10 protein-coding genes and 2 pseudogenes are annotated in these 11,572 nt (G+C 71.2%); 8 read left to right on the forward strand and 4 right to left on the reverse strand.

Annotated elements, in window-relative coordinates:
* Positions 1 to 13 precede the first annotated feature (13 nt).
* A complete protein-coding gene (locus ACIRVK_RS34920; RefSeq protein WP_404254320.1) occupies positions 14 to 808 on the forward strand; it encodes an SDR family NAD(P)-dependent oxidoreductase in 795 nt (264 codons plus the stop codon).
* Positions 809 to 832: 24 nt separating this feature from the next.
* Here ACIRVK_RS34920 and ACIRVK_RS34925 read toward each other — a convergent pair whose 3' ends face one another.
* Positions 833 to 3,529 (reverse strand): ATP-binding cassette domain-containing protein, encoded by a 2,697-nt coding sequence (locus ACIRVK_RS34925; RefSeq protein WP_404254322.1) that lies wholly within the window; start codon positions 3,527 to 3,529, stop codon positions 833 to 835.
* Between the two features lie 126 nt (positions 3,530 to 3,655).
* On the opposite strand from ACIRVK_RS34925, the gene ACIRVK_RS34930 reads away from it, so the two are divergent.
* From ACIRVK_RS34930 to ACIRVK_RS34955, 6 genes are all read left to right on the forward strand, one after another.
* The gene (locus tag ACIRVK_RS34930; RefSeq protein WP_404254324.1) at positions 3,656 to 4,894 is read left to right on the forward strand and encodes an ABC transporter substrate-binding protein; all 1,239 of its coding nucleotides are present in this window, start codon (positions 3,656 to 3,658) and stop codon (positions 4,892 to 4,894) included.
* A 16-nt stretch (positions 4,895 to 4,910) separates the two neighbouring features.
* Entirely contained in the window at positions 4,911 to 5,636 is a 726-nt protein-coding gene (locus ACIRVK_RS34935; protein WP_404254326.1) for an ABC transporter ATP-binding protein, read from the forward strand.
* A gap of 10 nt (positions 5,637 to 5,646) precedes the next feature.
* Positions 5,647 to 6,990 (forward strand): hypothetical protein, encoded by a 1,344-nt coding sequence (locus ACIRVK_RS34940; protein ID WP_404254328.1) that lies wholly within the window; start codon positions 5,647 to 5,649, stop codon positions 6,988 to 6,990.
* Positions 6,987 to 8,387 (forward strand): acyl-CoA reductase, encoded by a 1,401-nt coding sequence (locus ACIRVK_RS34945; protein WP_404254330.1) that lies wholly within the window; start codon positions 6,987 to 6,989, stop codon positions 8,385 to 8,387. The genes ACIRVK_RS34940 and ACIRVK_RS34945 overlap by 4 nt, the downstream gene beginning before the upstream one ends.
* A 91-nt stretch (positions 8,388 to 8,478) precedes the next feature.
* Positions 8,479 to 8,772, forward strand: a complete 294-nt coding sequence (locus ACIRVK_RS34950; protein WP_404254342.1) for a helix-turn-helix domain-containing protein — start codon at positions 8,479 to 8,481, stop codon at positions 8,770 to 8,772.
* A gap of 50 nt (positions 8,773 to 8,822) precedes the next feature.
* Positions 8,823 to 8,951, forward strand: a complete 129-nt coding sequence (locus tag ACIRVK_RS34955; protein ID WP_404254332.1) for a hypothetical protein — start codon at positions 8,823 to 8,825, stop codon at positions 8,949 to 8,951.
* Positions 8,952 to 9,053: 102 nt separating this feature from the next.
* On the opposite strand, the gene ACIRVK_RS34960 is transcribed toward ACIRVK_RS34955, so the two are convergent.
* A complete protein-coding gene (locus ACIRVK_RS34960) occupies positions 9,054 to 10,310 on the reverse strand; it encodes a multidrug effflux MFS transporter (RefSeq protein WP_404254334.1) in 1,257 nt (418 codons plus the stop codon).
* Positions 10,311 to 10,345: 35 nt separating this feature from the next.
* Here ACIRVK_RS34960 and ACIRVK_RS34965 point away from each other — a divergent pair, with 35 nt between their 5' ends.
* Positions 10,346 to 10,810 (forward strand): MarR family winged helix-turn-helix transcriptional regulator, encoded by a 465-nt coding sequence (locus ACIRVK_RS34965; RefSeq protein WP_404254336.1) that lies wholly within the window; start codon positions 10,346 to 10,348, stop codon positions 10,808 to 10,810.
* Here the strand turns inward: ACIRVK_RS34965 and ACIRVK_RS34970 are convergent.
* A pseudogene (locus ACIRVK_RS34970) lies at positions 10,782 to 11,429 on the reverse strand (RNA-guided endonuclease TnpB family protein); the annotation flags it as partial. The gene ACIRVK_RS34965 and the pseudogene ACIRVK_RS34970 overlap by 29 nt on opposite strands.
* A 2-nt stretch (positions 11,430 to 11,431) precedes the next feature.
* Positions 11,432 to 11,572: pseudogene (locus ACIRVK_RS34975) on the reverse strand (helix-turn-helix domain-containing protein); the annotation flags it as partial.

Below are 11,572 nucleotides of genomic sequence, written 5' to 3' on the forward strand. Positions count from 1 at the left end.
GGCGGTTGGTGACATGGGACGACTCGACGGCAAGATCGCCGTCGTGACCGGGGCGGCGTCGGGTATCGGCGCCGCCTCGGCGCGTCGGGTGGCGGCCGAGGGCGCGCACACGGTGGTCGCCGACCTGGACCTCGACGGGGCGCGGGCGGTGACGGAGGCGATCCGCGCCGCCGGCGGATCCGCGACGGCGGTCCCGGTCGACCTCGGTGACGTCGACAGCGTACGGGCCATGGTGGCCGCGGCGGTCGAGACGTACGGCGGCCTCGACGTGCTGCACAACAACGCGGCCGCCACCCGCCTGGCCGCCCGCCGTGACCTCGCCGTCGCCGAGGCCGACCCGGCGGTCTGGGACGACACGATGCGGATCAACCTGCGCGGCACCATGGTCGCGATCCAGGCTGCCGTCCCGCACCTGATCGCCCGGGGCGGCGGCTCCGTCATCAACACCTCCTCCGGGGCCGGCCTGTCGGGCGACCTGCGCAATCCCGCATACGGCGCCTCCAAGGCCGCGCTCATCAACCTCACCCAGTACGTCGCCACCCAGTACGGCAAGCAGGGCGTGCGCTGCAACGCCATCGCGCCCGGGTTCATCGTCACGCCCGCGAGCGCCGGTTCGGCGCACGGCGCGATCCGTGAGGCGATGCTGCGCCACCACCTCACCCCGCGCCTGGGCCGGCCGGAGGACGTCGCCGCGGCGGTCGTCTTCCTCGCCTCGGACGAGTCCGCCTTCGTCACCGGGCACACCCTGCGCGTGGACGGCGGCCTGCTGTCCCACCAGCCGTACGTCGCGGACCTGCGGGACGCCTGACGCCCGAGCCGCCGGAGGGGCTCCTCACGCGAGCGCCTCCGGTTCCAGGTCGCCCAGGTACGCCGCCCGCACCGCCGGATCCCGGCGCACCTCCTGAGGCGTACCGGCGCAGATCCGGCGTCCGAAGTCGAGCACGACGACGTGGTCGCAGACGCTCATGATCATGTCGACGTCGTGCTCGACGAGCAGGACCCCGATGCCCCAGTCCTCGGCCAGCCGCCGTACCAGGTGGGCCAGTTCGCGCGTCTCGTCGTCGGACAGGCCGGCGGCCGGTTCGTCCAGGAGCAGCACGGACGGCGAGGCCGCCACCGCGCGGGCGATGGCCAGCAGCCGGCGCTCGCCGTACGACAGTTCCGCCACCGGCCGGTCGAGGCTTTCCTGCAGCCCGAACTCCCGCACCGCGACGAGTACATGAGCGGGGAGGGGGCGGCTGCCGGGCCGGATCAGGTCCGTGAGGTAGGCCCAGCGGCCGGGCCGCTCGCAGGCCGCGAAGAGGTTGTCCCGGACCGTCATGTCCTCGAACAGTTCCAGCGACTGGAAGGACCGGCTCAGTCCGGCTGAGGCCCGCCGGTGCACCGGCAGCCGGGTCAGGTCCCGGTCGGCGAGGCGCACGCTGCCGGACACGGCCCGGGTGAAGCCGGTGACGGCGTCGATGGCGGAGGTCTTGCCGGCGCCGTTGGGCCCGATCAGCCCGACGATCCGGCCCGGCTCGACGTCCAGCGAGAGCCCGTCGACGGCGACCACGCCGCCGTAGCGCACGGTCAGGTCCCGGACGTGGAGGGCGAGCGGCGCCGCGCGGGAGACGTCCGGCACGGCTGCCGGCTCGCCCTCGGGCACCTTCGCCTTGCGCTCGGGGAACAACCGGTGCCGCAGGCGCTTCGCCGGTCTGCCGGCGTCCTTGCCGATGCCGTCCTGGTTGCCCACCAGCGTGAGGACCAGGACGACCCCGCCGATCAGCGGCATCCACGCGCTCAGCCCCGGCAGCACCCAGTCCCCGAAGCGCGCGCCGACCGTGCCCACGGCGAACATGGCCCCGAACAGCGGCCCGACGATGAAGCCGACGCCGCCGATGACGGCGAGTCCGAGCGCGGTGATGGAGTTGAAGCTGGCGAAGTCGGAGAAGACCACGGAGGTGGAGCGGAACCCGGTGAGCACACCGGCGAGGGCGGCGATGGCCGCGGACAGCCCGAAGGCGTGGAGCTTGGCCGCGCGGACGTCGATGCCGAGCGCGGCGGCGGCCCGCTCGTTGGCCCGTACGGCGACGAGCCGGCGGCCGGTCCTGCCGCGCCGTACGTTGGCGACCACGAGCGTGGCGGCGACGAACAGCACGAGCACCACGGCGGCGTAGCGCTGCGGGTGGTCGACCCCCGAGATACTGATCCCGAAGAGGGTCTGGTGGCCCACCGCGATGCCGTCGCTGCCGGTGGTCGTGGACAGACCTGTGTTCTGGAAGACCATCGCTTCCAGCGTCGTGCCGAGCCCGAGCGTGATGATCGCCAGGTTGACGCCGCGGGTGCGGACCGCTGGGAGGGCGAACAAAAGGCCGATCGGGACGGTGCCCAACACGCCTGCCAGCACGGCCAGTTCGAACGGCCAGCCCCAGTCCGCCGCCGCGTGTCCGGCGATGAAGGCGCCGGTGCCGGCGAGGGCGTAGGCGGCCAGGGAGACCTGCCCCGCGTACCCGGTGACCACGACGATCGACAGGATGATCAGTGCGATCACCAGGGTGCTGGTGATCGCGTCGGCCCACAGCGGCGTGGACACGTTCACCAGAACCAGCCCGATCACGGAGGCGACGGCGAGCGGGAGGGGGCGCACCTTGCCGCTGCCGAGTGCGGGCAGCCGGTCCAGGAAGGTGCCGCGCAGGGGCAGCGCACGGCCGCGTGCCACCAGCACGAGGGCGATGAACAGGAACGGCACCGACGAGGCGAGTCCCGTGACGCCGGAGCCGAAACGGGTGAGCTCGGACTGCACGACGCCGATGACCAGGCCGCCGGCCAGGGTGACGGGGAACGAGGAGAACCGGCCGACCAGGGCGGCGGCCAGCGCGCTCAGCAGGAGGGTGGTCAGCCCGGAGACCGACAGGCCGATGACCGGCACGATGAGGATGCCGGTGAGGCCCGCGAGCGCCGAGCCGAGGGCCCAGTTGCCGGTGGCGATCACGTCGGGGGACCAGCCGAGGCAGGCGGCGGCGTGTTCGTTCTCGGCGACGGCGGTGGTGCCCAGGCCGAACAGGGTGCGCCGGTAGAGGAGATGGAGGAGGGCGGTTGCGGCGACCGCGATGCCGAGCAGCCAGACGCGGTCCTCGGAGATCGTGGCACCGGCGATGGTCAGGAGTCGGGTGGGCAGCTTGCCGGGCACCAGCTGGAGGCTGTCGCCGTAGCGTTTGACGGCGACGGCGGTGAGCACGATGAACACCGCGAGCGTGCCGACCAGCCGGGCGAGGGTGGACGCCCGGCGCAGGGGCCGTAGCACCAGCAGATGGGTGAGGGCGCCGAGCAGCGTGGAGGTGAGCACCCCGCAGGCGACGGAAGGCCAGTACGGCATGCCGTGGTTCGTGGTGAGCTCCCACTGCACGTAGGCGCCGGCCATCCCGATCGCGCCGTGCGCGAGGTTCAGGACACCGGAGCCCCGGTAGACCAGCACGATGCCGTGTGCGGTGAGTGCGTAGAGAGCGCCGAGCCCCAGGCCGAGCAGGGCGAAACGCAGGATGTCGTCCATCGGGGAGCCTCCCGAGAGTCAGCCAGACAGCACATTTATTTAAATAATTGTGCCGAGAGTACTTCACTAACTTCAAAACGCACCCCATGCTGTTCGCCATCTCGACGACGAGCCCGCGGAGGGGCCATGAACGACTCACACCGACGCAGAAGTGCTGCCGCGACCTGTCTCGCGGTGACCGCAGCCCTGCTCGCCGCCGGTTGCGGAGGCAAGACGTCCGGCAGTTCGACGCAGACCTCCCTGAAGGGCACGCCCGTCAAGGTGATGGTCTGGAACCCGGAGGACACCCAGGGCAGCGCCCAGCCCGGGGTGCGGCTCACCGCCCAGGCCTACGAGAAGTGGATCAACGCCAACGGCGGCATCAAGGGCGGCCCGCTGAAGGTGCTCACCTGCAACGAGAAGAACGACCCCAACGAGGCCGAGAAGTGCGCCCAGCAGGCGGTCGCCGAGAAGGTGGTCGCGGTCGTGGGATCGTACAGCCTCGCGGGCGACCGCTACATGCCCATCCTGCAGAAGGCCGGCATCCCCTACCTCGGCGGCACCGGCGTCTCGGCCGCGGAGTTCTCCAACCCGCTGTCCTTCCCGGTCAACGGCGGCACCCCGACGGTGTTCGCGGCGCACGGCCGGCAACTGGTACAGGACGGCTGCAAGAAGATCGCCGGAGTCCGCTATGACCTGGCGGCCGCCGCGATCGTCTCGCAGTTCCTCACCCTGGGGGCGACATCCGCCGGAGGCGCCGTGCCCAAGGACATCAAGGTACCGCTCACCGCCACCGACCTCGCCCCGCAGGTCGCCGCCGCCACCAAGGGCAGCGACTGCGTCAGCGTCATCCTCGGCACCGCCTCGGGCCTGTTCGTGAAGTCGTACGTCCAGTCCGGCGCCAAGACCAAACTCGGCAGCGTCGTCGGCAACCTCACCCCGCAACTGGCCGCGAGCACCGGCGGAAGCAGCGGCCCGCTCGAAGGGGCCGCGATCACCGGCTACTACCCGCCGACCTCCGACCCCGCCTGGAAGGACTTCCTCGCCGCCGCCAAGGGGAACAAGGACATCGACACCACCAACGGCGCTAACGAGACGACCTGGGTGGCCTTCAAGGTCTTCACCGAGGCGGCCAAACAGCTGCCGACGATCTCGGCGCAGGCTCTCGTGCAGGAGCTGAACACCACCTCCGGGATCGACACCGGCGGACTGACCCCCGCACTCACCTGGACGGCCTCGACCGCCCTGCCGATCAAGGGCCTCGACCGCATCCACAACTCGACCGCCACCGAACTGGCCATCCGCAACGGGAAGATCGAGTGGGCCAAGGCGGGGTCGACCTTCGTCGACGTCCGGAAGGTGCTGACGGCCACCCCGGCCGGCTGACCGAAGGGGAACGTCCGTGCACGACACCGAGCCCTTGATCGAAGCCCGATCCCTGAGCGCCGGATACGGCAGCCAACCCGTCCTGCGCGACCTCGACCTGCAGGTCCGCCCCGGCGAGGTCGTCGCCCTGCTCGGGCCCAACGGCGCGGGCAAGACCACCACCCTGCGGGCGCTGTCGGGGGAACTGCCCCCGATGGGCGGCGAGCTGCGCTGGCTGGGCGACACCGCCCGCGCACCGCTGCATCGCCGCGCCCGCCAGGGCCTGGCCCACGTCGGTGAACGGGCGGTCTTCACCGGCCTCGACACCGCGGACAACCTCCGGGTCGGCCGGGTCACCCCCCAGCAGGCGCTGGAACTCTTCCCCGAACTGGAGAAACGCCTGAAGACGGGCGCCGGCATGCTCTCGGGCGGCGAGCAGCAGATGCTGTCGCTGGCCCGCGCGCTCAGCCGGTCGCCCAAGCTGCTGCTCGCGGACGAACTGTCCCTCGGCCTCGCCCCCCTCGTCGTCGACCGTCTGCTGCGCGCCGTGCGCCGGGCCGCCGACCAGGGTCTCGGGGCGCTGCTGGTGGAACAGCACGTGCGCAGGGTGCTGGACATCGCCGACCGCGTGTACGTCCTGCACCGCGGCCGCGTCGCCATGACCGGCACCCCGAAGGAACTCCGCGGCGACCTCGACGCCATCGAGTCGTCGTACCTCACCGCGGGGACGACCGCGGAAAAGACAACCTACGCAACCGATTGAGGTGGATGCTGTGTCCGGCGCACGCGCGCAGATCCGATCCCTGGTCCTGTCCGGCGACACCTTCGACCAACCGACCGAAGACCTGCGGGAGGTGCAGCTCGAAGCCGCACGGGAGGCCTTCGCCGCCCACCGCGAACGTGTCCCGCTGCTGCGCACCCGCGCGGAGGAGACCGGCGTCCGCGAGGTCACGGCCCTCGACGACCTCGTCCCGCTCCTCTTCTCGCACACCAGCTACAAGTCGTACCCCGTCTCCCTCATCGCCGCCGGCCGCTGGGACCGGCTGCTGCGCTGGTACACGACCGTCTCCACGGTCGAACCCGGGGACGTCGACGTGGACGGTGTGCGCGACATCGACGAGTGGACCGACCGCATCACGGCCGCCGGTCACCGCCCCTACATCACCAGCGGCACCTCCGGAAAGGTCTCCTTCCTCAACTGCTCGGCGAGCGACCTGAGTTTCCTGCACGACATCCTGGAGCACCTCACCTGCTGGCCCGACCCGCTGCCGCCGAAGCCCACCCGCCGCGGCTACCTGCTCGCCCCCGCGAGCGGCCCGATGCGCTCCATCGACGGCTTCCGCTGGCACGCGGAGGTCTTCGCGCGCCCAGGCGAGACCCGCCTGCTGACCGACGACCCGCTGCGGGTTTCGGAACTGATGAGCAGCGCGTTGCTGCGCCGCAGGATCGCGGAGGGCACCGCCACCCCGCAGGAGATCAGCGCCCACGAGACCGCCTCCGAGGCCCGCGAGGCGGAGATGGACGCGGCCCTGAGCGGCATCGTCGACGACATCGCCGCCCACCGCGACGAACCGCTGCTCATCGCCGGGATGAACAACCAGCAGTTCGCCCTGATCCAGGCCCTGCGCGCCCGTGGGGTCCCGGACGGCGGCCTCCACCCGGACACGCTGGTGCTCAGCGGCGGCGGCAACAAGGGCCGCGCCCTGCCCGAGGACTACGCACGGCAGTTCGCCGCCTTCTACGACGGCGTACGACGGGTGCGCAGCTACGGCATGACGGAACTCCAGGGCTCCTGCCTCGCCTGCGAGAAGGGCCACTACCACATGCCGCCGTGGGTGATCCCGCTGGTCCTCGACCAGGAGGGCGAAACCCTGCTCAACCTCGAACACGGTGTCGTGGAGGGCCGGTTCGCCTTCCTGGACGTCTCCCTCGAAGGCCGCTGGGGCGGACTCATCAGCGGCGACCGGGTCTTCGTCGACTTCTCTCCCTGCGACTGCGGCCGGCCAGGACCGGCCGTCCTGCCGGACATCCAGCGCTACGGCGACCTCGGCGGCGACGACAAGATCACCTGCGCGGCGACACTCGACTCCTATGTGCGAGGGATGATCCACGGATGAGCGGCACGACCGTCGACAGCACAGCGGCAGCTCCGGTGGCCGTGGTCCACGTCATCCGCGGCGAGGTCGACGAGGGCCCGCACGTCGGCCATGGCCGCCCCGGCGCCGCCTTCACCGCGCCGGCCCTCGACCTGGACCGCCTGGTGTGGCCCCGCACCGAACCCGGGCCGGCCTTCCAGACACCCACCGCCGAGATCGTCGACCTGCTCGTGGCGACCGGGGACGCGCTGAGAGCCGACCGGGACGGCCTGCTCGCCGAAGCCCTCGACCGCATGACGGCCGTCAGCCCCCTGCCCGCCGAGGTCCTCGAACGCGCCTACGCCGTGCTGTGGCGCAGCTTCCGGCGCCCCGCCCTGCAGGCCCAGATCGACCACGAACTCGGCGGCGCGGACGTGCTCGACGGCTGGCGCGAGGTACGCCTGCCCGAGGGCCGCGTCGCGGCCACCCGCGCCTACCCGCCGCGACTGGTGCACATCATCGCCGGCAACGCCCCCGGCGTCGCCGCGATGTCCGTGGTGCGCGGCGCCCTCACCAAGGGCGTCAACCTGCTGAAGCTGCCCTCGAACGACCTGTTCACGGCGACCGCGATCCTGCGCACGATGGCCTCCGTCGCACCCGGCCACCCCGTCGTGCGCTCGTTCTCCGCCGCCTACTGGCGTGGCGGCGACGAGGCGGTGGAGAGCGTGCTGTTCCGTCCCCAGTTCTTCGACAAACTGGTCGCCTGGGGCGGCGAGGCAACGATCCGAGGCGCGCTGCGCTACGTCGGCCCGGGATTCGAGCTGGTCTCCTTCGACCCGAAGACCTCCATCTCGCTGATCGGCCGCGAGGCCTTCGCGTCCTCCGAGACCCTGGCCGAGGCGGCGGAGGCGGGAGCGGCCGACGCCACCTTCTTCAACCAGCAGGCGTGCGTGGCCAGCCGCTTCCAGTTCGTCGAGGGCACACCCGAGGACGCCGACCGCTATGCCGCCCTGCTGTGCGAACGCCTCGGCGTGGCAAGGGAGTTCAGCTCGCAGCGCGGCCCGCGGGTCGCCTCCGAACTGCGCGAGGAGATCGACGTCCTGCGCTCCCTCGCGCCCGACTACCGCGTGTGGGGCGGTTACGACGGCACCGGCCTGGTCATCCGCTCCCCGGAACCGGTGGACTTCCACCCGGACGGAAAGATCGTCGACGTCGTCCCGGTGGCCGCGCTGACCGATGCCGTCGCACATGCCGGCGTCGCCACACAGACGGTCGGCGTGTACCCCGCCGCCCGCAAGGAGGGGCTGCGCGACGCCCTCGCCTGCGCCGGCGTCCAACGCGTGGTCTCCCTCGGTGGAGCGGGCGGTATGCCACCGGGCCTCTCCCACGACGGCTTCTACCCGCTGCAGCGGCTCATGCGCTGGGTGAACGACGAGTGACGCCCATGAATTCTCAGATGCTACGCGTGTGACCCAGGAGGCGGAGAGCCAGCAGCAGGGCGACTGGTTGGTCGAGCAGAGGTACCGGGCGGTGCCGGAATCGCTCGATGGCTCGCCGATCACGGCGGTCGCCCAGCGCTACGGGATCTCCCGGCAGTCGGTCTATACGTGGAAGGCGAAGTACGCCGCGGGTGGCCTCGAAGGTTTGCGGGAGGCATCGCGTCGGCCTCGGACGAGTCCGACGCGACTGTCGGCCGACGTGGAGGCCCTGGTCTGCGAGATGCGCCGGTCCCATCCGCGCGGGGAGCCCGACGGACCGCCTACGAGAACACGCGGACCGGTATCGAGTCCGCCCCGTCGCGGCCCACCGCCCACCGGGTCCTGACCCGCACCGAGCCGTTCACCTGCCGCTACACGCGGCCTCGGCCCGCAGAGGTGCTGTTCGAGTGGGGCTGCCGGGAGCACGGGATCGGCGTCAAGCTGACCAAGCCGTACTTCCCGACTACCACCGCCAAGATCGAACGCTGGCACCGGACCCTGCGCAGAGAACTACTCGACGCCTGATGGCCCTTCGCGTCCCTCGCGGCAGCGCAGGCCGCCCTCACCAAGCGAGTCGTGCCCGCCCAGCGGTCCGAAGCCGGGCCGGCCCGCCGGGGGAGTGGCGTTTCACGTACGGCGAGTATGGAGAACGGCCAGCGCGGCTGCCGCGCAGATGGCCATGGTGGTGGCCATGGAGACCGCGGTGACCTGGCCGGGCAGGCTCATCGCGGAGGCGGCAAGCCCGCCGACAAGGAATTGCAGCAGCCCTTGCAGGGACGAGGCGGCTCCGGCGGCCGAGCCGTGCCCACCCAGTGCCAGGGATGTCGCGTTCGCCAGAACGATGCCGATCATGGACACGACCGAGAACAGGCAGATCAACAGCAGCGGCAGCGGGAGGTCGAGTACGGCACTGGTCAGGACGCCGACGGAACCGAGCGCTGCCACGGTCACGCCGGCGCGCAGCAGGGTGTGCTCGTCGGCAACGCGGCCGACGAGCCTGCCGTTGACCTGCCCGAGCAGCACGATGCCCACACCGTTGGCGCCGAACACGAGGCTGAACTGCTGGGCTGTGAGCCCGTACGTGTCCTGCAGGACGAACGACGATCCGGAGATGTAGGCGAACACTGCGGCGAACATCAGCGCCGCGGCGAGCACGTACCGCAAGTAGTGGCGGTCGGTGACCAGGGTCCGGAAGGTGCGTAGAGTCGAGCGGAGGTGGGCCGGCGCCCGTTCGGCCCCCGGCAGTGACTCGGGCAGCGCGAAGACGACCGCGAGCAGCAGGGCAGCGCCGAGAGCGGCGAGGACGAGGAACACGGCGCGCCAGTTGGTGAGTGTCAGCAGCTGGCCGCCGATGACGGGTGCCATGACCGGGGCTACGCCGTTGACGACCATGAGGGTGGAGAAGAACCGGGTCATGGCGGTGCCCGAGAACAGGTCCCGCACGATCGCGCGAGCCAGGACCGTGCCCGCGGCCGCACCGACCGACTGGAGAATCCGACCCGCAATGAGCCAGCCGACGGTGGGCGCCGACGCGCACCACAATGATCCCGCCACATACAGCGTCATACCGGCGACCAGCGGACGACGGCGGCCCCACGTGTCCGACAGCGGCCCGACGAGGACTTGGAAGAGGGCCAGGCCGACGACGAACGCCGTCAGGGTCGCCTGGACCAGTGGCGCGCTGGAGTGCAGGTGCCGGGCCATGCTCGGCATGGCGGGGAGATACATGTCGATCGTGAGCGCCCCGAAGGCGCTCAACGAGCCGAGCAGCAGGGCCAGCCGCGCTCGGTGCCCCGGGTTCATCGACTGAGTGACGTCGGGGTTCATGGCCGTGGAGGCCGTCTGCCGATCGGGCGCACCCGTACTCTCGGAAGTTATGGACATATAATTATGTTGCCATAACTCAGTAGGGTGGTGCCATGCCCCGCGACACAGAAAACGGTGTGGACGCCGATGGCCCGCTCGCCGACCTCGCCGACCTGATCCTCAACGTCGGCCGGCTGGTGCGTGCCCGTACTCCGGAAGGCCCGCACGCGGTGACACTGACCGAAACCGAGCGGCAGGTGATGCGGGTCGTCGACCTGTACCCCGGGGCCGCGCCGAGCGAGATCGCCCGCCGCACCCGGCTGCAGCGCACCAACGTCAGCACGGCGCTGCGCAGCCTCGAGGGCAAGGGGATGGTCTCTCGCGCCGCCACCGACGGCCGAGGCGTCGAGGTGCACCCGACCGAGCGCGCGGCGGCCAACCTCAGGGTGCTGCGCGCCGCCTGGGCACAGGAACTCGCCGCCATCCTTGGCGACGACCTGGACACGGTCCGGCAGTGCACCCGCTTGCTCGGCCAACTGGAACAGCGGCTCACCGCCGACGGCCAAGACGTTCCTTGACTTCCTCCCCCGTCTCAAGGCGGGGGATGCCAGCGGTCGCCCGCTGGGTTTCCTGCTTCACCGACGACCGCCCCGTCCGGGAGGACTCCCGTTGAGGTCTTACGCCGTCTCCACAGGCTGCTGCCGCCAGCCCGGCGGCCAGGATGTTGCGTGCCGCGTTCACGTCGCGGTCGTGTACGGCGCCGCATTCGTCGCACGTCCACTCGGGGACGTGGAGCGGCATCTTCGCCGCGACCGTGCCGCAGGCCCCGCACAGCTTCGAGCTGGGGAACCACCGGTCGATCACGACGAGTTCGCGCCCGAACCAGGCGCACTTGTACTCCAGCATGGAACGCAGGTCCGTCCAGGCCGCATCCGAGATGGCGCGCGCGAGCTTGCCGTTCTTCAGCAGGTTGCGGACGGTGAGGTCCTCGATCACGACCGTTTGGTTCTCACGGACGAGACGAGTCGACAGCTTGTGCAGGAAGTCCCGGCGCCGGTCGGCGATCCGCGCATGGACCTTGGCCGCCCTGCGTCGGGCCTTGGCCCGGTTCGCCGAGCCCTTCGCCTTGCGCGACAGCTCCCGCTGCGCCTTGGCGAGACGGGCGCGATCCCGGCGCTCGTGCCGGGGGTTGGCGATCGGCGGACGCAGCCGAACGTGCGCGACAGCTCAACTGCCTGCTCGTCCGTGGGGTAGTGAGGTCGGCCCGGGGCGCCCTGCCGACGTTGCCGTCGGTGGGTTTCCCCGAGCCTCCTCCCGAACCCGCCGTGCCCATCTCTGGG

Origin of the sequence: Streptomyces sp. NPDC101152, assembly GCF_044768275.1 — a bacterium.
In the GTDB taxonomy this organism is placed as follows: domain Bacteria; phylum Actinomycetota; class Actinomycetes; order Streptomycetales; family Streptomycetaceae; genus Streptomyces.